This is a genomic window from Aliiroseovarius sp. (genome assembly GCF_965228805.1).
In the GTDB taxonomy this organism is placed as follows: Bacteria; Pseudomonadota; Alphaproteobacteria; order Rhodobacterales; family Rhodobacteraceae; genus JASBTN01.
In genome coordinates this window covers 528,364-548,527 of sequence record NZ_CBDDIE010000003.1, presented here as the reverse complement: position 1 = coordinate 548,527, position 20,164 = coordinate 528,364, and the positions used below count along the sequence as shown (strand labels likewise).

21 protein-coding genes and 1 riboswitch are annotated in these 20,164 nt (G+C 64.4%); of the genes, 15 read left to right on the top strand and 6 right to left on the bottom strand.

Annotated features, from left to right (window positions below; genetic code table 11):
- Window positions 1-16 precede the first annotated feature (16 nt).
- The 5 genes from pth (at window position 17) to ACO07D_RS03825 (ending at window position 3,714) form a co-directional block, all read left to right on the top strand.
- A complete protein-coding gene (pth, locus tag ACO07D_RS03845; RefSeq protein ID WP_421701634.1) occupies window positions 17-691 on the top strand; it encodes an aminoacyl-tRNA hydrolase in 675 nt (224 codons plus the stop codon).
- Entirely contained in the window at window positions 688-1,707 is a 1,020-nt protein-coding gene (locus tag ACO07D_RS03840; RefSeq protein ID WP_421701633.1) for a DUF2332 domain-containing protein, read from the top strand. The genes pth and ACO07D_RS03840 overlap by 4 nt, the downstream gene beginning before the upstream one ends.
- 21 nt (window positions 1,708-1,728) lie before the next feature.
- On the top strand, window positions 1,729-2,907 hold the full coding sequence (locus ACO07D_RS03835; protein WP_421701632.1) for a serine hydrolase domain-containing protein: 1,179 nt from the start codon (window positions 1,729-1,731) through the stop codon (window positions 2,905-2,907).
- The gene (locus tag ACO07D_RS03830; RefSeq protein ID WP_421701631.1) at window positions 2,904-3,278 is read left to right on the top strand and encodes a DUF2237 family protein; all 375 of its coding nucleotides are present in this window, start codon (window positions 2,904-2,906) and stop codon (window positions 3,276-3,278) included. Before ACO07D_RS03835 ends, ACO07D_RS03830 begins: the two co-directional genes overlap by 4 nt.
- 109 nt (window positions 3,279-3,387) lie before the next feature.
- Entirely contained in the window at window positions 3,388-3,714 is a 327-nt protein-coding gene (locus tag ACO07D_RS03825) for an antibiotic biosynthesis monooxygenase family protein (protein WP_421701630.1), read from the top strand.
- Between the two features lie 123 nt (window positions 3,715-3,837).
- Here the strand turns inward: ACO07D_RS03825 and ACO07D_RS03820 are convergent, their stop codons facing one another.
- From ACO07D_RS03820 to ACO07D_RS03800, 5 genes are all read right to left on the bottom strand, one after another.
- Window positions 3,838-4,230, bottom strand: a complete 393-nt coding sequence (locus ACO07D_RS03820; RefSeq protein ID WP_421701629.1) for a hypothetical protein — start codon at window positions 4,228-4,230, stop codon at window positions 3,838-3,840.
- A gap of 284 nt (window positions 4,231-4,514) precedes the next feature.
- Window positions 4,515-5,651: a slipin family protein gene (locus ACO07D_RS03815; RefSeq protein ID WP_421701628.1), complete on the bottom strand. Its 1,137-nt coding sequence runs from the start codon at window positions 5,649-5,651 to the stop codon at window positions 4,515-4,517.
- A gap of 880 nt (window positions 5,652-6,531) precedes the next feature.
- The gene (locus tag ACO07D_RS03810; RefSeq protein WP_421701627.1) at window positions 6,532-6,960 is read right to left on the bottom strand and encodes an FKBP-type peptidyl-prolyl cis-trans isomerase; all 429 of its coding nucleotides are present in this window, start codon (window positions 6,958-6,960) and stop codon (window positions 6,532-6,534) included.
- 136 nt (window positions 6,961-7,096) lie between these two features.
- Window positions 7,097-7,960 (bottom strand): hypothetical protein, encoded by an 864-nt coding sequence (locus ACO07D_RS03805; RefSeq protein ID WP_421701626.1) that lies wholly within the window; start codon window positions 7,958-7,960, stop codon window positions 7,097-7,099.
- Between the two features lie 65 nt (window positions 7,961-8,025).
- Window positions 8,026-8,964 (bottom strand): GlxA family transcriptional regulator, encoded by a 939-nt coding sequence (locus ACO07D_RS03800; RefSeq protein ID WP_421701625.1) that lies wholly within the window; start codon window positions 8,962-8,964, stop codon window positions 8,026-8,028.
- A 90-nt stretch (window positions 8,965-9,054) separates the two neighbouring features.
- On the opposite strand from ACO07D_RS03800, the gene ACO07D_RS03795 reads away from it, so the two are divergent.
- The 10 genes from ACO07D_RS03795 (at window position 9,055) to metK (ending at window position 19,456) form a co-directional block, all read left to right on the top strand.
- Entirely contained in the window at window positions 9,055-9,843 is a 789-nt protein-coding gene (locus ACO07D_RS03795) for a class II aldolase/adducin family protein (protein WP_421701624.1), read from the top strand.
- A gap of 77 nt (window positions 9,844-9,920) precedes the next feature.
- The gene (locus ACO07D_RS03790) at window positions 9,921-11,456 is read left to right on the top strand and encodes a methyl-accepting chemotaxis protein (protein ID WP_421701623.1); all 1,536 of its coding nucleotides are present in this window, start codon (window positions 9,921-9,923) and stop codon (window positions 11,454-11,456) included.
- An 87-nt stretch (window positions 11,457-11,543) separates the two neighbouring features.
- On the top strand, window positions 11,544-12,866 hold the full coding sequence (gene miaB, locus ACO07D_RS03785; protein WP_421701622.1) for a tRNA (N6-isopentenyl adenosine(37)-C2)-methylthiotransferase MiaB: 1,323 nt from the start codon (window positions 11,544-11,546) through the stop codon (window positions 12,864-12,866).
- A gap of 287 nt (window positions 12,867-13,153) precedes the next feature.
- Complete coding sequence (locus tag ACO07D_RS03780) at window positions 13,154-13,708, top strand: OmpA family protein (RefSeq protein ID WP_421701621.1); 555 nt, start codon at window positions 13,154-13,156, stop codon at window positions 13,706-13,708.
- Window positions 13,708-14,064, top strand: a complete 357-nt coding sequence (locus tag ACO07D_RS03775; RefSeq protein WP_421701620.1) for a hypothetical protein — start codon at window positions 13,708-13,710, stop codon at window positions 14,062-14,064. Before ACO07D_RS03780 ends, ACO07D_RS03775 begins: the two co-directional genes overlap by 1 nt.
- A gap of 157 nt (window positions 14,065-14,221) precedes the next feature.
- The gene (locus tag ACO07D_RS03770) at window positions 14,222-15,253 is read left to right on the top strand and encodes a PhoH family protein (protein ID WP_421701619.1); all 1,032 of its coding nucleotides are present in this window, start codon (window positions 14,222-14,224) and stop codon (window positions 15,251-15,253) included.
- Window positions 15,254-15,341: 88 nt separating this feature from the next.
- Window positions 15,342-15,836, top strand: a complete 495-nt coding sequence (gene ybeY / locus ACO07D_RS03765; protein ID WP_421701618.1) for an rRNA maturation RNase YbeY — start codon at window positions 15,342-15,344, stop codon at window positions 15,834-15,836.
- 32 nt (window positions 15,837-15,868) lie between these two features.
- The gene (locus ACO07D_RS03760; RefSeq protein ID WP_421701617.1) at window positions 15,869-16,753 is read left to right on the top strand and encodes a transporter associated domain-containing protein; all 885 of its coding nucleotides are present in this window, start codon (window positions 15,869-15,871) and stop codon (window positions 16,751-16,753) included.
- Window positions 16,754-16,772: 19 nt separating this feature from the next.
- Window positions 16,773-18,221, top strand: coding sequence for an apolipoprotein N-acyltransferase (gene lnt / locus ACO07D_RS03755; protein ID WP_421701616.1), 1,449 nt, complete (start codon window positions 16,773-16,775; stop codon window positions 18,219-18,221).
- Between the two features lie 13 nt (window positions 18,222-18,234).
- Window positions 18,235-18,283: riboswitch (SAM-SAH riboswitch) on the top strand.
- 6 nt (window positions 18,284-18,289) lie between these two features.
- Window positions 18,290-19,456, top strand: coding sequence for a methionine adenosyltransferase (metK, locus tag ACO07D_RS03750; protein WP_421701615.1), 1,167 nt, complete (start codon window positions 18,290-18,292; stop codon window positions 19,454-19,456).
- An 88-nt stretch (window positions 19,457-19,544) separates the two neighbouring features.
- Here the strand turns inward: metK and ACO07D_RS03745 are convergent, their stop codons facing one another.
- Window positions 19,545-19,976, bottom strand: a complete 432-nt coding sequence (locus ACO07D_RS03745) for a DoxX family protein (protein WP_421701614.1) — start codon at window positions 19,974-19,976, stop codon at window positions 19,545-19,547.
- Window positions 19,977-20,164: the final 188 nt, after the last annotated feature.

Here is a 20,164-nt window from a genome sequence, read left to right as displayed (position 1 = left end):
TCCATGGAGCGCGCGTATGAAACTCTTTGTCGGCCTCGGCAATCCCGGTCCCAAATATGCGGGAAACCGTCACAATATCGGCTTCATGGCGCTGGATCGCATTGCCGAGGATCACGGCTTTGCCCCCTGGCGCGGCAAGTTCCAGGGATCGATGACCGAGGGACGGCTGGGGCGTGAGAAGGTGCTGCTGCTGAAGCCCGAGACCTTCATGAACCTCTCCGGCCAATCGGTGGGTGAGGCGATGCGCTTCTACAAGCTGACCCCGGACGACGTGACCGTGTTTCATGACGAGCTGGACCTCGCGCCGGGCAAGGTGCGGCTGAAACAGGGTGGGGGGCATGCCGGGCACAATGGGCTGCGTTCGATCCACCAGCATATCGGCGCGGACTATGCGCGGGTGCGGCTGGGCATTGGTCATCCGGGGCACAAGGACGCCGTGTCCGGTTACGTTCTGCGCGATTTCGCCAAGGCGGAGCAGGAGTGGCTCGACGACCTGATGCGCGGGATCTCGGACGGGGCGCCGCATCTGGCGGATGGGGATGGGGGCAAGTTCTCCAACGCCATCGGCCTGCGCATGACCCCGCCGCGCGAGAAGGCTGCCGAGAAGAAGGCGCAGCCGAAACCGGAACCTGAGAAAAGCGCCGAGGACACCCGGTCCCCGCTGCAAAAGCTGATGGACAAGTTCTCTTGAGCTTGCGGGCGGCGCTGGCCGAGCAGGCGATGAACAACGAGGCGCTGGGCTCGCCTTTCACCGCCCGTGTGCTGCGCCTGCTGGCGGACCGCATCCAGCCCGGCACGCCCCTGACCGATCGCATGTTCGCCTGGCAGGGCGACATCGGCCCCTATGGTGACAGCCTGCCTCTGCGCCTGTTGGGTGGGTTGCACGCGCTGGTCCTGACGGGGGAGACCCCCGGGCTGGTGGCCGCCTATCCGCCGCATGAGGTGGACGATGTTACGCTCGCGGCCGCGCTGGATCATGCGTTGGCCCATCATCAGGACACTCTGAACCACTGGCTCGACAACCCGCCGCAGACCAACGAAATCCGTCGCGCCGCCGCCCTGATCACCGGCGGGGCCTGGCTGGCAGAACGCTTCGACCTGCCTGTGGTGATGAGCGAGCTGGGCGCATCCGGCGGGTTGAACCTGGCCTGGGATCAATACGCGCTGGACACGCCCGCCGGGCGGATCGGGCCCGCAGACGCCCCGGTGCGCCTGACCCCGGAGTGGCGCGGAAACCCGCCCCCCACCGGGCGGCTGAACATTACCGACCGGCGGGGCGTGGACTTGAAACCGATGGATGTGCGCCGGAACGAAGACGCCCTGCGCCTCATGTCCTACCTCTGGGCCGACCAGGTCGACCGGCTGGAGCGCACCCGCGCCGCCCTGCCGCTGATTGGCGATTGGGTGGATCAGGGCGACGCGGCGGCCTGGCTGGAAGATCGCCTGACCGGGAATACCTCCGATCAGCTGCAGCTGATCTACCACACCGTTGCCTGGCAGTACTTCCCCGCCGAGACCCAGGCCCGTTGTCTTGCCGCGATGGAGGCCGCCGGAGACCGTGGCCCTGTCGCCCGCCTGTCCATGGAGGCCGACGACCAGCGCGGACAGGGGGCGGCGATCACCGTGACGCTCTGGCCCGGACGCAAGGTCATCCCCTTGGGTCGGGTGGATTTTCATGGACGCTGGGTGGATTGGCGGGCAAGCTGAGCCGTAAATTCGGGAGGTTTCATGCGTACATTCGGCAAGGCTCTGGGCCGACTTCTTCTGCTTTTCGTATTGGCCGCTGTCACGGTCGGGGTCTGGAAGCGTGAACAGCTGACACGGCTGATGGCGGTGAACTCGCTTTTTGCCGAGGAAAAGATCACCGGCAACTTCTCGAACATGAACACGATGTTCCTGACCCGCCCCATGACGCGCGGCGACGGCGAGGTCAGCCTGCTGCCGGTTGGCGCTGAAATGACCTTGCCCGATGGGGCAGAGACCTGGATCGACGACCGTTCAGTTAATGCGCTGGTGGTGCTGAAGGACGGCGAAATCCGCTTCGAGGACTACTATAACGGCACAACCCCCGAAGACCTGCGCATCAGCTGGTCGGTGGCGAAAAGCTGGCTCTCGGCGCTCTTCGGCATCGTCGTGGATGAGGGCGCGATCGACAGCCTCGATGACCCGGTCACCAAATACGTGCCGGAACTGGCGGGCACCGCCTATGACGGCGCCACGGTGCGCAACGTGTTGAACATGGCCTCCGGCGTGACATTTGACGAGGATTACCTGGATTTCTGGAGCGACATCAACAAGATGGGCCGCGTCCTGGCGCTGGGTGGGTCGATGGATGGCTTCGCGGCGGGGCTTGATGAAACCTTCGTGGCGCCCGGCAAACAGTGGCAATATGTCTCCATTGACACCCACGTGATCGGCATGGTGATCCGGGGCGCGACCGGCCGCTCCGTGCCCGAGCTGATGGAAGAAAAGATCATCCGACCGATGGGGTTGGAGGCCGCGCCCTACTATGTCACCGACGGCTACGGCGTGGCCTTCGTTCTGGGCGGGCTGAACCTGCGCACGCGCGACTATGCGCGGTTCGGGCAGATGTTCCTGGATGGCGGGCGCTGGAACGGCCAGCAGATCGTGCCCGAGGATTGGGTCACCGCCTCGACCACTCCCAGCGCGCCGACCGCGCCGGGCAAGCTGCAATATGGCTACCAATGGTGGGTGCCCAAGGATGCGCGCGAGGGCGAGTTCTTCGGCATCGGTGTCTACGGCCAATATGTCTATGTCGACCGGCCACGCGGGGTGGTGATTGCGATGAACTCTTCGGATAGGCTGTTCAAGGAAAGCGGTGTGACGGACGGCAATATCGCCATGTTCCGCCGCATCGCGGAGGCGCTGGAGGGGGCAGAGGGATGAGACCGGAACCGGACAAGCCGATCAACGTGCTGGGTGGTGAGCTGATCGAATGCGGCCGTGACCCGGTGACCGGCTATTTCCGCGACGGCTTCTGCAACACCTGTGACGCGGACATGGGCAATCACACGGTCTGCGCGATCATGACGGACGAGTTCCTGGCGTTTTCGAAATATGTCGGCAACGACCTGACCACCCCGCGCCCCGAGTTTGGCTTCGAGGGGCTGATGGCAGGCGATCACTGGTGCCTCTGCGCAGCGCGGTTCCTGCAGGCCCATGACGAGGGCTGCGCGCCACGCGTCGTGCTGCAAGCCACCCATGGCCGCGCTCTGGAAGTGGTCTCGCTGGAGGTGCTGAGGCTCTACGCCGCCTGAGCGGCCGATGGACCGGCGATTGACCCGGGCTGCCACGCTACGCTAGACCCGGGCCAAGCCACGCGGATGCACCGCCAGCCACCCCCCGATAATCCGACAGGAGATAATCATGAGCTTCATTGCCATGAACCGGTTCAAGGTGCGCCTGGACCTGCAGGACGAATTCGTCGCCATCTGGCAGAACCGCGAAAGCAAGCTCCGTGAGCTGAAGGGCTTTCGCGAGTTTCGCATGTTGAAAGGGCCAGAGGGCGACGGTTATCGGCTCTATTCCAGCCATGTGGTCTGGGACAGCCGTGAGGATTTCGAGGCCTGGACCACGTCGGAACAGTTCCGCGCCTCGCATTCCAGCGAAGGCAAGCGCAAGAGCAGCGGCGAAAGCCCGATCATGGGCCACCCGCAGTTCGAAGGCTTTGAAGTGATCCTGCACGAAAGCTGAGGGTGAAGCGGCTTTGCCGTTCCCCGCGAGATGGTCTGTCCGGCGTCCCGGGCGGGCCTTTCCTTTGTGGGGCGTGTGCGGAGTCAAGCGGCCCTCCGCAGGGAAGGGCGTGCCGGGGAACGATCAGAAGTCGTCATCGCTGTCGTCTTCGTCCTCGTCGTCGTCGTCCTCCTCCTCCTCATCTTCATCGTCGTCCTCTTCCTCGTCGACGGCCTCGACCTCTTCCTTGACCACGTTTCCGTCCTTGTCATAGGTGCGCTCGGTCTCGACGCCATCGACCACCTCCTCTTCCTTGCGCAGATTTCCGTCGGTGTCATAGACCTGCTCGATCTCGCCCGTGGTGCCGGTGGCTTCGACCTTGATGCGTCCGATCCCGCGCTTGACCTCGATATGGGTGTAGCCGCGCTCGACCAGACCGTCGACGATGTCCTGAACGACCGGGTCCTGTTGCGCAAGCGCGGTGGACGAGAGCAGGGCGGCGGTGGCGGTCATCACCAGGAAGGGTTTCAATCTCATGGAACTGTCCTTTCAATACAGGGCCGGGAGCGGCCGGTGGGGGGACAGCATCACGATTTCCAGATATTGGCCATCTGGCGCGGGTTTATGACGGCAACACGGCACGGGCGTTTATCCGGATAAACGGAAGTTTAGGGCGGAAATTTGTTTGTATTCAATTCTTTACCTCAATTGAGGTGCAAATTCTTCCTGTGCCGAAAAACGCCGAAACAGCTTCGAGAATTTGACCGAGCCCACGTAGGTGAACGCAAATGGCCCGCCCGGTTTCCCGGACGGGCCGTGCCTTAGTCGCTCAGCCGGACCAGGTCCGACATGAGCCCCTGGGCGCCGTTGTGGATCGTCAGGCGATCCACGTTGCCCGCGATGCCTTCCAGCGCCTCAAGCTCTTTCAGCCGCAGCATGACGGGGTTGTCCGCCATCAGTTTCGCGGTGTTCAAAAGCGCCCGCGTGGCGTTGGTTTCCTCGCGGCGGCGGATGACGCTGGCCTCGGCCTGTTTCTCGGCCTCGACCACCGCGTTCAGGATGTCGCGCATCTCGCCGGGCAGGATCACGTCCTTCAACGCGACCTCTCCCAGCTCGATCCCGATTGCGGCCATCTCGGCGCGCAGACGGGTCAGCTGGTCGGGCTCGACCACCGCTTTCTCGGCCAACAGCCGGTCCAGCGTCAGCGCCCCCACGGTCTTGCGCAGGGCAAGCTGCAGGGCGCGGTGCAGGGCTTCCTCGAAGTCCTTTACCGCCGTGGTCGCGACCTCGGCATCCGTCACGCGGAAGCCCGCGGTCAGGTTCAGGCGCAGGGTCACGCGGTCGCGGGTCAGGACCTCCTGGCCGACAACCTCGTGGCTGCGGTGGCGCAGGTCGACCTGACGAACCTCGACCCGGCGGCCAACCCGCCAGAAGGCGTGACGCCCGGCGGCAAGCTGCCCCTTGGCGATCCCATCGACGCTGAGCATGCCGACATGGCCCTCGGCCACATCCGCAAGGCTGAACTCGCCGGTCAGACCCGCGCGCACGAGGCGACGCATCAGGGTCGTGCCGACCGACAGGGTGTCACCGACCGGGTGGCGTTCGACCTCCCAGGGGCCCGCATCGGTCCAGAACACCTCGCGGGTGTCGGGCAGCAAAACGCGGATCGGGCGGCCGTCACGCAGGATCACCGCGACCTCTTCCGGGGTGGTCTCCACCTCGGTCAGATGGGCGCGGGCCAGGTCCGCACGGGTGCGGAACAGAGCGTGCTCCAGATTGGAGGTGAAACGCAGCGCGTTCAGATCATGCCGTTCGGTGCTCAGGCCACGCTTCCGCATCCGGTGCTCGCCCGGACCCAGGATGGCCTCGAACTGGCCGTGGCGCAGGGCCAGGACACGTTCGGTTTCGGTGACAGTGAGCCGGGTAAGGCCCAGGATTTCTTCGAACATACGCATCATCTTCACTCCATCTCGTATTGCTCTATCGTCGTCGCAATCTGCGAACTCCTTTTGATTTCAGAGGGTTGCGCCCGGGATGGGCGGCAGGTGTTGGCCCCGTTTGGAGCAGGAAGGGAACCGGGGCCCGTCCGCGCCATGGTCGTGAGCGGGAGGCGCGGCGAGAGGGGCGCGACCGGGTGGCGGGGTTCGAGGCGTGCGCCCCTGACCTGGCCGCCCGGTGGCGGGACCGTCATCCGCCCCTCCGGCTCAGGGCCAGAGCAGCGCGGGGCCGGTGTCGCGCACCCCGAGGGGTGTTTGACGCGGGCCCGCCCTGCTGGACGAACCCCGGAACCCGAAAAAGGAACCGCTTGGAAGGCGGTCCGGCACCTAAAGCCGGTGGCGTTACGCCATGGGGAGTCGAACCCCGGTGGTTTCCCACTTTCCATGTGATGGCGGGAGTCGAACCCGCGACAGTCAGATTAACAGTCTGATGCTCTACCCGTTGAGCTACATCGTGGTCCCGGCCTGCTTTCCGGCCCTGGCATACGGGGAGGCAGCGCCGCCCGCACCGGGTGAGGGGCGACCTCATCCCGCTAGGGTCCGTTCCGCTTGGATCGGGAGGTCAGTGATAGCGATACCAATATGGGTCGCTCAATCACCGGGTGAGTCCGATCAAAACCCTTGTGATCTTGGCGCAACAATATTGCGCCACTTTGAAAGAAAATTTCGCGAAGATGGGGTGGGGTTTGGCAGATGGCGTACCGTAGCCGGTGTGATCTTTGCAGAAATTCACCGATTTTTCGGGTGGGAGCGGCCCGTCCGGCGCGCCGCTCCCACCCTAATTCGCGTAGCATTCGGGGCGAACGGCGTGGTCTCCCACCCCGCGGCACCCCGGACGGGATCAGCCGACCGAGACGACCTCGAAGTCGAAGATCAGGGTCTTGCCGGCCAGGAAATGGTTGGCGTCCATGGTCACGGTCTCGTCGGTGACCTTGGCGACGGTCACCGGCATGGCACGGCCATCGGGGCTGCGCATCTGCAGCTGGGTGCCGATTTCCAGCGGGATCTCGGCGGGGATTTCACCGCGCGGGATTTCCAGCAGGCCTTCGGGGTCATGTTCGCCATAGGCGTCAGCAGCAGGGATCGAGACCTTCTTCTTCTCGCCCACGGCCATGCCGGGCAGCTCGCGGTCCAGGCCCACGATGACCATGCCCGAGCCCACGGTGAATTCCAGCGGATCGCGGCCTTCGGAACTGTCGAAGACCGATCCGTCTTCCAGGCTGCCGGTATAATGGATGCGCACCTTGTCGCCCGATTTTACTTCGGTCATGGGATACCTCGTCTGTCTTGGAATGAATGAACGAGGCCGGTCCTGCCGGGTGCTCGTATGGACTCAAGCAGGATAGGGGCCAGGGCGGGGATGTAAACCGGTTAGTTGGGGCGGCGCTTGCCGAGTGACTAACCGGTCAGAACCACTGCCCCGGTTCCATCAGTCCCAGGTCCAGGAGCTGCTGCGAGGACCAGTCGAACTCGGTCGAGTTGTGCCATTTGAACGTGTGGATGTCGAAGGTCGACCCAGCGTTCGATTTCAGCGCCTTGGCGGTACGGAAGCTGACGATGGCAGTGGTGACATTGTGGTGCCAGGGGCAGGAATAGGTGTTGTATTCTTCGTCATTGAACGTGTGGTCCGGGCGAAGGCGCAGCCCTTTGCGGGCGCGAAACAGCGAGATGCGGTCGATCTTGCGGCGGTGTTTGGGGATGTGTTCCTCGAACCGCCAGCGCAGCCCGCCGAAGAAATCGAGCTGGCGTTCCTTCGGGTGGCCTTTCTCATCCGGCCGCCCCAGCGCGTAATAGCCGGACTTGTCCAGCCAGGCGTTCTCCAGCGACACCGCGTCCGGGTAGCGGTCCAGGTCGTCGGCATAGAGGTCCACCACGTAAGTCAGCACCGCGTCGCGCCGTTCTTCGGTGTGGAAGGTCAGCATCTCGCTGACATTCCGCGTCTCGCAGAACGGGTGGAACAGGTATTCGGCGTTGTAGCAGTAATAGAGCCACAGCCCCTCGGCCGCCTCGATCATCGCGTTGACCGCGTCGGGCAGAGCATTTTCGCGCGACATGTCGTAACGGATGCGGTGGATCGTGTCGGTCAGATCCACGGGCAGGCTCAATTCATCGGGGGCAAACAGCAGCACCTGAGCAAAGCCCGCCAACTGGTGGTGGCGAATGGTCGTGTCGACTTCGACCAGGTCCTCGGCAAAGATCATCGCAACCGGACCCTTGGCCAGGGCGGATTTGCCGTCGCGCAGGAACTCTTTCAGACCGGTATGATACATGCGTGCACTCCCACCTCTGCCAACGTGCTTTTTGTGGCAGACCCGTGGTTAAAATTCCATGAAACTCAAGGGGTTTGCAAGTGGCTTGCGGAAGGGGAAGGCAGGCGCGCGGCCGAGGGGCTGTGGCCCCGACGGGCCAGGTAGGCGCGGGCGAAGCTGGCCGGGGTGGCAAAGCCGCAGGCGAGCGCGATCTGGCCCACAGGCAGGGTGGTGTTGGTCAGCAGCTCGTCCGCATGACGCAGGCGCAGGGCCATGTAATGGTCGCGCGGTAGGCAGCCCAGGTGGCGCAGGCAGCGGGCGCGCAGGACTTTCGGGCTGACCCCGCAGCGCGTGGCGATTTCGGTCAGCGACAGCGGTTCGGCCAGGCTCTGCCCCATCACCGCATGCATGCGCGCCAGTACAGGATCGGCGGGCGTCCGGGCGCGCTGTGGCTCGCCCCCGGGACGGATGCGCCCATGGCCCATCGCCTCGGCGGTGGCCCGGGCCAGGGCGGGGGAGGTCACGGCCTCGATCCAGGCCAGCATGGCATCCGCCGTCGCCGTGCCGCCCGCAGCGGTCAGGCGTTTTGCATCCAGGCAGTAGAGCTCCGGGCTGACCTCGATCTCCGGATAGGCCTCGCGAAAAGCCCCCTCGGCCTCCGCATGCAGTACCGCGCGGTGCCCGGCCAGCAAGCCAAGCCGCGCCAGTACCATCGTGCCGGTGTCCAGCCCGCCCAACATGCCGCTGCGGGCCCGCCGGGTCAGCCAGGCCGACAGGGACGGGGTGAGTGCGGCCAGCGGTTCATAGCCCGCACAGATCAGCGTCAGGTCGGCGGGCGCGTCCCAATCCCCGTCTGGCGTGACCAAGGCCCCGTTCGAGGCTGCAACCGGCCCACGTGTGGCGCTGAGCGTCTGCCAGGAAAACAGCTCCCGCCCCGCGCATTTGTTGGCGATGCGCAGGGTCTCGGTCGCCAGCACCCAGGCCAGCATCTGAAACCGGGGCATGAGCAGGAAAGTCACGTGCATGGGAAGTTACGGGATGGATTCGGGCAGTTCGAGGATAGAGCAGCCCAAGTGCCCCCGCTAGCCTGAACCGGTCAACACGGAGGACGCGCGATGACTGTCATGACCCCGACGCCCCAGGGCGGGCGGCCTGAGAACTGCTCGGACGCCGAATGGGAGGCCCGCTGCGAGCTGGCGGCGATCTACAATGCGCTGGTGAAATACCGGCTGACCGACCTGACCAACCAGTGGCATGCGATCCGCGTGCCGGGCGAGGAGGCGCTGATCACCCACCACTATGGCTGGATGCATGAGGAGGTCACGGCCTCCAACCTGATCAAGGTCGGCTTCGACCGCGTGAACCACAACCCGGAGAACGGCGAACCGAACCCCTCGGCGACCGAAATCGGCAAGCTCTTCTTCGAGGCCGAGCCAGACAAACACGTGATCATGCACATCCACACCAAGGCGATCATGGGCGTCAGCGCCCAGGCCGAGGGGGTTGGGCCGTACAGCCAGGCCTATCTGATGATCGGCGGCGGCGATGTGCTGGGCTACACCGATTACGAGTTCGAATGCACCGACGACTTTCTGGCGGGGCTGCTGGCGGCGGGCCGGGGCAAGAAGGCGGTGGTCGAAGCCTGGCACGGTGCTTTCGTCTTCGGCTCCACCGCGGGAGAGTGTTTCTTCCGCTCCTTCTACCTCGACCAGGCCTGTGCGGTGCAGCTGGAGGTGCAGAAATCGGCGGCGGGCGGGGCGACCATTCGTACCATTCCCGAGGCAGAGCAAGCCCGCCACCTGGCCGACATGGAGGCAAGCGACTGGTACGGCTACGAGGGCGCGTTGGAATGGCACGCGATCCGGCGGCGGCTGGATGTCGAGGCCCCGCATTACACAAGCTGACGGGGAACCGTTTACTTCCGCTTAGGGAGGCTCTGGCATGGTGAGGCCAACGGAGCTGACCTGCGAGGTATGGACCAATGGAACTGCAACACTTCCTGGCGGCCTGGGATGAGCCCATGCGCGACGCGGGGCAAGACGTGTACACCATCGTTGCGGGTGATCTGAAACAGATTGCCCGTGACCACCTGGCCCGGGTGGAGAGCGAAGAACCCCATCACATCCGCAATGCTGCGCTTGAGCGGGAATTGACCGCGATGCAGAAGGTGCTGACCGGCGAGATGGACGCGGCCTATGTCGCTCATCGTCAGGCCCAGGTATCGGGGTTGGCGGCCAAGGGGGTGACACAGGTCGAGGCGACGCTGCTCTACCGCGACTATCACGGGGCGATCATGGAAAGCCTTGTGCGACGCAGCTCTTGGTATCTGGGGCTACAGCCGGAGCAATCCCAGGCCTTTCTGTTGGCACTCAATTGCGAGAATGCAGTGATGGTCGAAGCTTACCTTGCGCTTGAAAACGCCCGTCAGGAGGAGGCGCGCGAGGCTCTGATCGACGGGCTTGCGCAGTCGATCGGCCAAGTGGTCAGCGCGGCGGGGGATGGCGATCTGTCCGCGAGGGTCGAAACCCGGTTCGAGGATCCACGGCTGGACGCCGTGGCGCAGCATCTGGATGCCTTCATCACCGTGGTCGAACAGGTGGTGGATGAAAGCTCGCAGGCGGTGCGGGCCCTGGCCGCGGGCGATCTGTCCGCGCGGGTGGATGGTGAGGGCGGCGGCGCATTCGCCGAAATGCGCGAGAGCCTGAACCTGTCCATGGGGCGCTTTGCCCATATGGTATCCGACATCGCGGCGGCGGCGGGGGAGTTCCAGACCTCTGCTGTCGAACTGGGACAGCGCGCGCGCGACATGCAGGCGGGCGCGGGACCCCAGGCGGCGCGGCTGGGCAAGGTCGACGGCGACATGCGCGCCCTGTCCGAGACATTGGAGGCGACGATGACCCGTGCCTCCGGCCTGTCCGCGCGGATCGAGGAGGCGGGGCAGGTCGAAGCGGCCGCCCGGCGCGACATGTCGGCCATGCAGGACAGCATCGCCGGTGTCGCCGATGGGTTCGACGAGATATCCAAGCTTATGCAGGTGATCGACGACATCGCGATGCAGACCTCGCTTCTATCGCTCAACGCCTCGGTCGAGGCCGCGCGCGCGGGCGAGGCCGGATCGGGTTTCGCCGTGGTCGCCAGCGAAGTGCGCAAGCTTGCCGAACATGTGACCGAGGCCGCCAGCCAGGTGCGCCAGCTGACCGGCGCCAATGCCGCGCGGGTGACGGAGAGCGCCGAACAGGCGCGCTCGGCGCACGGTTCGGTCGAAGCGCTGGTGGAGATCGTCAGCGAGCTGTCCCGGGCGTTGGGCACGATTGCCGAGGAGGCGGGCGGTCAGCACCGGTCGGTCGGCGCGTTGGAGCAGCTGCTGTCCGGCGTGGCCGCCACCGCGCGTGAGGTCAGCGGCATTTCCGCCCGCGTCGAGGAAACCGCCGGGCGTCTCGAACAGGTGGCGGGTGAGCTGCGTCAGGGCGTGGCGATCTTCGACACCACCCCCGCCAGCGTACTGGCCGCCGAATAGGCGGCTGTAACACCGGTTCGGCAGACATTGCAGACAGGCGGGGCTTGCTGTAGAACCGCCGCCTGATCCAAGCCGGGAATCCGTCACATGTCCGATCCGAAGAAACTCTTCATCCGTACCTATGGCTGCCAGATGAACGTCTATGACAGCGAACGCATGGCCGAAGCGCTGGGCGCGGACGGGTATGAGCAGACGGACAGCCCCGATGACGCGGACATGATCCTCTTGAACACCTGCCACATTCGCGAAAAGGCGGCCGAAAAGGTCTATTCGGAACTGGGCCGCTACAAGGGGCTGAAAGCCGAGAAACCGGACCTGAAGATCGGCGTTGCCGGTTGCGTGGCCCAGGCCGAGGGCGAAGAGATCATGCGCCGTCAGCCCATGGTCGACCTGGTGGTCGGCCCGCAGACCTATCACCGCCTGCCCTCGATGATGGAGCAGGTGAAGAAGGGCGAAAAGGCGCTGGATACGGATTTTCCCGAAGAGGACAAGTTCGAGCACCTGCCCAAACGCCCGCTGCCGCAGCGCAACCCGACCGCGTTTTTGACCGTGCAGGAGGGCTGCGACAAGTTCTGCGCCTTCTGTGTCGTGCCCTATACCCGCGGTGCCGAGGTCAGCCGCCCGGTCGAACGCATCCTGCGCGAAGCGAACGAGCTGGTCGAACGTGGCGTGCGCGAGATTACTCTCTTGGGCCAGAACGTGAATGGCTACCACGGCCAGGGCCCGGATGGGGATTGGTCTCTGGCGAAACTGATTTGGGCGCTGAATGATGTCGACGGGCTGGAGCGTATCCGCTTCACCACCTCGCACCCCAACGACATGGACGACGCGCTGATCGAGGCGCATGGCGACTGCAAGAAACTGATGCCCTACCTGCATCTGCCGGTGCAGTCGGGCTCGGATTTCATCCTGAAACGCATGAACCGCTCACATACGGCTGACAGCTATCTGCGCCTGATCGAACGCATTCGGGCCGCCCGGCCCGACATCCTGATCTCGGGTGATTTCATCGTTGGCTTCCCGGAAGAAAGCGATGCGGATTTCCAGGCCACGATGGACCTGATCCGTGAGGTGCAATACGGTCAGGCGTTTTCCTTCAAATACTCGACCCGCCCCGGCACGCCTGCCGCCGAACGCGCGCAGGTGGATGACGCGGTGGCCAGTCAACGGCTTTACGAGTTGCAGGCGCTGATCACCGAGCAGCAGCGTGCAGTGCAGGATGCGATGGTCGGCCAGGAGGTCGGTGTGCTGTTTGAAAAGCCGGGCCGACTGGACGGTCAGATGGTCGGCAAGTCCGATCATCTGCATGCGGTCTACGTGCAGGCCCCGAACGTGCAGAAGGGCGACCTGCGCCGGGTGCGCATCACCGAAAGCGGGCCGAATTCGCTGGGCGGCGAGCTGGTCGACTGACTGTCCGGTCGGGCCGATTCCGCCCCGGTAGGCTCTTGCGGAGAGCGAAATCGCCCTGCCGCCTCAACCTCATGAGATTTCGGGGAAACTGTTCCGGCTTGGGGAAACAATACCAGCTTCGCCTTGGTATCGTTAACCAATTAGCCACAATATCTGGTAAAACTTTCTTCCAATACGCACGAAACTTGCTAAAGTTGTCCACACATCGTGACAAAGCTGACCCGAGGCATATGGCCCCCGGGAATTAGATCAGATGGGGGATAGTGGTGAAGAGAATTGGCAAAGTAATGTCCGGCGCGATGGCTGTTGCAGCCCTGTCGCTGGGATTGGCGGCTCCGGCCCAGGCGCAGAGTTCGCCTCCGCCGACCGCGGGCACTGTGAACTGGGGCCTCTGGGTGGACTATGATGGCTGCATGCATTGGTGGGCTGACGGCGGGCTGGAAGGCTACATGCTGGACCGCGTTGACCCGGAAACCGGCCGCCCGGTCTGCCTGGAAAAGAATGTCTGTCTGACCGAAAACACCGATACGTTGTTCGCGACCGACAGCCACCGGCTGACCGCTTCGGGCAAAGCGCGGTTGGAGAATTTCTTCCGCAATGCCGGCGCCTTCGGCTACGCCATCTACGGCCATACCGACAGCCGTGCCTCGGATGAATACAACATGCGCCTGTCGCAGCGCCGTGCGCGGTCGGTCGCCAAGGTGGCCCGTTCCGTCGGCGCCGTGGTCGAGCGCGAGATCGGCTATGGCGAACGCCGCCCGGTCGCGCCCAATGACAGCGCCGCCAACATGCAGAAGAACCGCCGCGTCGAGGTGGTGTGCTACACGTGGGATGACAAATGATGAAGCGTATTCTTCCCTTTGCCCTGATCGGTGCCTCCCTGACCCTGTCGGCCTGTGTCGAAGGTCAGGGCCTGCAGGCCTATAATGGCAACCCGAACTCGGTCATTGCCACCAATCAGGACCGTGGCCGGGACGCGGCCAATATCGCCGACGGCCAGGCCGCGATCGTCTATGATCCCGATGGCTGCCAGGGCTGGATGATCGACGATGGTGTCGAAGGCTATGCTGGGCGTCGGTTCGATCCGAAATCGGGCCTGCCGGTTTGCGATGACAATCACGCACCGGGCACGGTGGTGGGCGATTACCAGTCGGACAACCCCGGCATTCGCGATTACGTCCCGGACAATGGCAGCTGAGTGGCCACCCGCTCACATATCGCCAGGAACAGCGGCCGCCGGGGTTTCCGGCGGCCGTTCTTGTATCAATCCCGTGAAGTTTTGTTTTGCGGGCTTGCGCACCCCGTGTGGGCTTGGCACCATCAGGATGAAACCACCCTCTGGAACGGAGAAAGATTTGGGCATTGACGCTCTGACCCCGCCGACATCGGATACGCCACCTGAACATGTGCATGAAACCCTGATGGAGTTTCCCGACAACCGGCTTCTGATCGACCTTTGCGGTGAGTTCGACCGCAACCTTGCCCAGATCGAACATCAGCTCTCGGTCCAGATCATCCGCCGCGGCAACCAGCTGGCCGTGATCGGCGAAGGCGAGGCGCGCGGCCAGGCGGCGGCAGTGCTGCAGGCACTTTACCAGCGGCTGGAAACCGGCAAGGTGATCGAGGCAGGCGACATTGATGGCGAAATCCGCATGGGCGGATCCGAGGCGAACACCGGCGCGCGGGATGGCGACCAGATGGAGCTGTTCAAGGGCGGTCGGGTCGAGATCAAGACGCGCAAGAAACTGATCGAACCGCGCACCGAGGCGCAAAAGGCCTATGTGCAGAGCCTTTTCAAGAACGAGCTGGCCTTTGGCATCGGCCCGGCGGGCACCGGCAAGACCTACCTGGCGGTGGCCGTGGGGGTGAACATGTTCATCGGCGGCCACGTGGACCGGATCATCCTCAGCCGCCCCGCCGTGGAGGCCGGTGAGAAGCTGGGCTATCTGCCCGGTGACATGAAGGACAAGGTCGATCCTTATATGCAGCCGCTGTATGATGCGCTGAATGATTTCCTGCCGGGCAAGCAGGTGGCGAAGCTCATTGAAGAAAAACGCATCGAGATCGCGCCGCTCGCCTTCATGCGCGGGCGCACCCTGTCCAACGCCTTTGTGGTGCTCGATGAGGCGCAGAACGCGACCACGATGCAGATGAAGATGTTCTTGACCCGTCTGGGCGAGGGGAGCCGCATGGTCATTACTGGCGACCGCAGCCAGGTCGACCTGCCGCGCGGCGTGCAATCCGGTCTGCGCGATGCCGAGGGGCTCTTGAAGGGTATCGACCAGATTGCCTTCAACTACTTTACCGCCAAGGACGTGGTGCGTCATCCGCTTGTAGCCAGGATCATCGAGGCCTATGACGCGGCGGATATCGCCAAACAGGCGTGACCCGACGGTGTGGCTGCGCCACGCTTGATTGGTGGAATGGGGGGCTAGCCCCCCAAACCCCCCAGGATATTTCCGGAAAGATGAAAGCATGACTGTCGATCTGGTTCTGGAAGATGCGCGCTGGGACGGGCTGGAGGCTCTGGCCGCGCGGGCCTGTGGTGCCGTGATGGCGCACCTGGGCTATGGCGAGGAGTGGGACGTGTCCTTGCTGGCCTGTGACGATGCGCGCATTGCCGAGTTGAATGGGGAATTTCGTGACAAGGGCAAGGCGACCAACGTGCTCTCCTGGCCGTCGGAGGAACGCGGGGCAGAGGCGCCGGGGGAGGCGCCAGAACGGGCCGAACCCGACTTTCCGGGGGAACCGCTGGAGCTGGGGGACATCGCAATTGCCTACGAGACCTGTGCGCGGGAGGCCGCCGAACAGGGTAAGGCATTCGACATCCATGTGACCCATTTGCTGGTCCATGGCACCCTGCATCTGTTGGGTTATGACCACATTAACGACAAAGATGCAGGGTTGATGGAAGGTTTGGAGGTGGAAATCCTTGGCAATCTGGGGATTTCGAACCCATATGAAGGTTAGTGGGCGCAATTCCGCGCCGGTGGAAAGGAAAGATGGGCGACAGTATCGAGGGATCGTCTGCGGCGGCGCGGGGCGCGCCGGTTCAGGATGACGACAGTCAGCACGGCTTTTTCAGCCGGATCATCGGGGCGCTCAGCCCCTCGGACGCGGGCGAGGAGGTGCCGGAGGCGCCGGAGCCCGCCCATGTGACGCCCGCACCGGGCATGATGAACCTGCGACGCATGCGGGTCGAGGATGTCGCGGTGCCCAAGGCCGAGATTGTTTCGGCCCCCGTGGAGATCGAAAAGGACGAGTTGGTGGAGCTGTTTCGCGACAGCGGCCTGACCCGTCTGCCGGTGTTCGAGGGCACTTTGGACAGTCCCTGCGGCTTCGTCCACCTGAAGGATTTCGCGCTGGGCCACGGGTTCAACGGTTCCGGCGCCGAATATGACCTGCGCGGGTTGCTGCGTCCGTTGCAATACGTGCCGCCCTCCATGCCGATCGGGGTTCTGCTGCAGAAGATGCAGGCAGAACGTATCCACATGGCCTTGGTGATCGACGAATATGGCGGCGTGGACGGGCTGGTGACCATCGAGGACCTGATCGAACAGGTCATTGGTGAGATCGAGGATGAGCACGACCTTGAGGAAGGTGCGCTCTGGGTGGCCGAGAAACCCGGCTGCTACCTGGCCGAGGCCAAGGCGCCGCTGGAGGAGTTCGAGGCCGAAATCGGTATGCGCCTGCATGGGATGGATGAGGATGACGAGGAGGTCGACACCCTGGGCGGGTTGGTCTTCCTGCTGTCCGGGCACGTGCCCGCGCGGGGCGAGATGATCCCCCATCCCGAAGGTGTGGAGTTCGAGGTGGTCGATGCCGATCCGCGTCGGATCAAGCGATTGCGCGTAAGGTTGCACGGTGGCGTGGCGACCGAAGGGTAACCTGAGGCCTGAGCGCGGCGTGCTCTGGGCGGGGCTGGCCGGGGCCGCGGCGGCGCTGGGCCAGGCACCGTTCGGGCTGTGGCCCGCGACGGTTCTGGGGCTGGCAGTCGGCGTTTGGCTGATCAGCCGCGCCGAAGGCTGGCGCATGGCTGCCGGTCGTGGCTGGGCGCTGGGGGCGGGCTATTTCGCGCTTACGCTGATCTGGATCGTGCAGCCCTTTTTTGTAGACCCCTGGCGCCACGGCTGGATGGCGCCCTTTGCCATTGTGTTGATGGCGGGGGGGCTTGCGCTGTTCTGGGGCGTGGCTTCGGGTCTGTCCGCGCGGTTCGGCCGCTGGTCCTGGCCTTTCCTCATGAGCGCCGCGGAACTGCTGCGCGGCTGGCTGTTCACCGGCTTTCCCTGGGGCGAGCCGGGCCTGGTGTGGATCGACACGCCGGTTGCGCAGAGCGCGGCCTTTATCGGAGCGGCGGGGCTGACCTTCCTGACTTTCGGCCTTGCGATGGCGCTGGCAACCCGACGACTGGCGGCTGGTTTGGCCATCGCCGCGCTGGGTTTGGCCTGGCTGGGTGGCAGCCTGCGTGAGGTGCCGGTGAGCAATACCGACATCGTCCTGCGCCTGGTGCAGCCCAATGCTGCCCAGCACCTCAAGTGGGATCCCGATCACGCGTTGGAATTTGTCGAACGGCAGATCGCGTATTCCGCCGCCCCGGCGGAGCGGCGCCCCGATCTGGTGATCTGGCCCGAAACCGCGCTGCCCTATCTGCTGCGCCATGCTGATCCGGTGTTGCGCCGCGCTGCAGAGGCGGCGCAGGCCCCGGTGGTGCTGGGCATCCAGCGCGCCGAGGCGGGTCGCTATTACAACTCCATGGCTGTCATCGGTGCGGATGGTGCGCTGCAGGATGTTTATGACAAGGCGCATCTGGTGCCCTTTGGCGAGTACATCCCCGGCGGCAATGTCTTGGCGACGGTGGGCATCACCGCCTTTGCCTCGCAGCGCGGCTATGGCTATTCGCCCGGCCCGGGTGCGCGGCTTCTTGACCTTGGCGACGCAGGCACGGCCCTGCCGCTGATCTGTTATGAGGCGATCTTTGCCCGCGACCTGCGCGCGGTCTCCGAACGGGCGGGCTGGATCCTGCAGATCACCAATGACGCCTGGTTCGGCACGTTTTCGGGGCCGCAGCAGCACCTGGCCCAGGCGCGTATGCGCGCGGTGGAGATGGGGCTGCCCTTCGTGCGCGCCGCCAATACCGGGATCAGCGCGGTGATCGCGCCGGATGGGCGCGTGTTGGCCTCTTTGGGGTTGGGACGGGCTGGTCATATTGACGCAGCCCTGCCTGCGGCCCTGCCTGAAACGATCTATTCGCGCTGGGGTAACCTGCCGTTAATCCTGCTGCTGCTATGCGGCGGTCTGGGGTTCATCCTCCGGCGGCAACGAAATGTGATTGACGCTGGCGCAGGGCGGATGTAACGCGAACGGATCACACCCGTCACAACGGCTTCCTGGCGTGGCGGGGCATGGTTAATGGAGCACTTCACATGACACGACAGAACTATGTATTCACTTCGGAGAGCGTATCCGAGGGACACCCGGACAAGGTTTGCGACCGCATTTCCGATGCGGTGCTGGACGCCTTCCTGGCTGAGGATCCCCAGGCGCGCGTGGCCTGTGAAACCTTTGCCACGACCGATCGGGTCGTGATCGGCGGCGAGGTCCGCGGACCCGCCAGCGTCATTCAGCGCGTCGAGGAAATCGCGCGCGCCTGCGTCAAGGACATCGGGTACGAGCAGAAGGGCTTTCACTGGGCCAACATGACCGTGGACAACTTCCTGCACGCGCAATCGGCCGATATCGCCCAGGGCGTGGACGGGGGCGAGAACAAGGACGAAGGCGCTGGCGACCAGGGTATCATGTTCGGCTACGCCACCACCGAGACCGAGGCGCTGATGCCCGCGCCCATTCTGTACAGCCACGCGATCCTGCAACGTCTGGCCGAGGTCCGCAAGAACGGTATCGAATCCGCCCTGGGCCCGGATGCCAAGAGCCAGCTGAGCCTGCGTTACGAGAACGGCAAACCGGTTGAAGCGACCTCGATCGTGCTGTCGACCCAACACCTGGACGAGAGCCTGTCCAGCGATGACGTGCGCGCCATCGTCGAGCCTTACATTCGCGAGATTCTGCCCGACAGCTGGATCAACGGCGGCACTGAATGGCACGTGAACCCGACCGGCAAGTTCGTGATCGGCGGGCCGGACGGCGACGCGGGCCTGACCGGGCGCAAGATCATCGTCGACACCTATGGCGGCGCGGCACCGCATGGCGGCGGGGCGTTTTCGGGCAAGGATCCGACCAAGGTGGACCGTTCCGCAGCCTATGCCGCGCGCTACCTGGCCAAGAACGTCGTGGCCGCCGGCATGGCCGAGCGTTGCACGCTGCAGCTCAGCTACGCCATTGGCGTTTCGCGCCCGCTGTCGATCTATGTCGACACCCACGGCACCGGCCAGGTGCATGAGGCCGAGATCGAGAAAGCCGTCGACAGCGTCATGGACCTGACCCCGCGCGGCATTCGTGAGCATCTGGGCATGAACAAGCCGATCTTCCAGCGCACCGCGGCCTACGGCCACTTCGGTCGCGCGCCGGAGGCCGATGGCGGCTTCTCCTGGGAGCGCACCGACCTGGTCGAGGCGCTGAAGAAAGCAGTCTGACCGGTTTCGGGCACTGTCAAATTGAGAGGGGCGGCCATTTGGCCGCCCCTCGCTTTATCTCTCGCCCCCGCCTGCGCGGGGCCTCGGCTCAGGCTGCCGCCGTGACGCCCCGCCGCCGGGCCTTGAGGTTGTCCAGCGCGTAGGCACCGCCCCCCAGCGAGACCAGCATCAACATGCCGCCGGCGATGCTGACGTTCTTCATGAAATTGATCATCTCGCCCTGTGCCTGCATGCCGTCCAGGCCGAAGGAGGGGATGACATGGAACAGCACGCCCGAGATCAGGCTGAACCCCGCCAGCGCAAAGGCGGTCAGGCAGTTCTGCCATCCCAGCGCCAGGGCGATGCCACCGCCCAGCTCGGTAAGGATGACAAGCGGCAGAAGCGCGCCGGGCACGCCCATCATTTCCATGTAGCCCTGGGTGCCGACATATCCGGTGATCTTCTGTGCGCCAGCCATGATGAAGATGAAGGCCAGCAGAAGGCGCCCGGTCGGGGCGGCGAGGTTTTGCAGGTTGGTCATGTGTCTTTGTCCTGAGATCTGTTTGTTCGGGCGCCCTCGTTCGACGGCGTTGAGGGCAAGATATTTTTGTGTGTAAAAATGGGAACTCATCAGGATTTGACAGACATTCCGCAGAAATGCACAGAACGCCTGATCAACCCGCGCCGCCTGCCGCCGCCTATTGACCCGCGCGTCCCAGCATTGCATAG

Excerpts from the sequence above, each read along its gene's own strand:
- pth (WP_421701634.1), top strand. The coding sequence starts at position 17 with ATGAAACTCTTTGTCGGCCTCGGCAATCCCGGTCCCAAATATGCGGGA.
- ACO07D_RS03835 (WP_421701632.1), top strand. The coding sequence starts at position 1,729 with ATGCGTACATTCGGCAAGGCTCTGGGCCGACTTCTTCTGCTTTTCGTA.
- ACO07D_RS03830 (WP_421701631.1), top strand. The coding sequence starts at position 2,904 with ATGAGACCGGAACCGGACAAGCCGATCAACGTGCTGGGTGGTGAGCTG.
- ACO07D_RS03825 (WP_421701630.1), top strand. The coding sequence starts at position 3,388 with ATGAGCTTCATTGCCATGAACCGGTTCAAGGTGCGCCTGGACCTGCAG.
- ACO07D_RS03820 (WP_421701629.1), bottom strand. The coding sequence starts at position 4,230 with ATGAGATTGAAACCCTTCCTGGTGATGACCGCCACCGCCGCCCTGCTC.
- ACO07D_RS03815 (WP_421701628.1), bottom strand. The coding sequence starts at position 5,651 with ATGATGCGTATGTTCGAAGAAATCCTGGGCCTTACCCGGCTCACTGTC.
- ACO07D_RS03810 (WP_421701627.1), bottom strand. The coding sequence starts at position 6,960 with ATGACCGAAGTAAAATCGGGCGACAAGGTGCGCATCCATTATACCGGC.
- ACO07D_RS03805 (WP_421701626.1), bottom strand. The coding sequence starts at position 7,960 with ATGTATCATACCGGTCTGAAAGAGTTCCTGCGCGACGGCAAATCCGCC.
- ACO07D_RS03800 (WP_421701625.1), bottom strand. The coding sequence starts at position 8,964 with ATGCACGTGACTTTCCTGCTCATGCCCCGGTTTCAGATGCTGGCCTGG.
- ACO07D_RS03795 (WP_421701624.1), top strand. The coding sequence starts at position 9,055 with ATGACTGTCATGACCCCGACGCCCCAGGGCGGGCGGCCTGAGAACTGC.
- ACO07D_RS03790 (WP_421701623.1), top strand. The coding sequence starts at position 9,921 with ATGGAACTGCAACACTTCCTGGCGGCCTGGGATGAGCCCATGCGCGAC.
- miaB (WP_421701622.1), top strand. The coding sequence starts at position 11,544 with ATGTCCGATCCGAAGAAACTCTTCATCCGTACCTATGGCTGCCAGATG.
- ACO07D_RS03780 (WP_421701621.1), top strand. The coding sequence starts at position 13,154 with ATGTCCGGCGCGATGGCTGTTGCAGCCCTGTCGCTGGGATTGGCGGCT.
- ACO07D_RS03775 (WP_421701620.1), top strand. The coding sequence starts at position 13,708 with ATGAAGCGTATTCTTCCCTTTGCCCTGATCGGTGCCTCCCTGACCCTG.
- ybeY (WP_421701618.1), top strand. The coding sequence starts at position 15,342 with ATGACTGTCGATCTGGTTCTGGAAGATGCGCGCTGGGACGGGCTGGAG.
- ACO07D_RS03760 (WP_421701617.1), top strand. The coding sequence starts at position 15,869 with ATGGGCGACAGTATCGAGGGATCGTCTGCGGCGGCGCGGGGCGCGCCG.
- metK (WP_421701615.1), top strand. The coding sequence starts at position 18,290 with ATGACACGACAGAACTATGTATTCACTTCGGAGAGCGTATCCGAGGGA.
- ACO07D_RS03745 (WP_421701614.1), bottom strand. The coding sequence starts at position 19,976 with ATGACCAACCTGCAAAACCTCGCCGCCCCGACCGGGCGCCTTCTGCTG.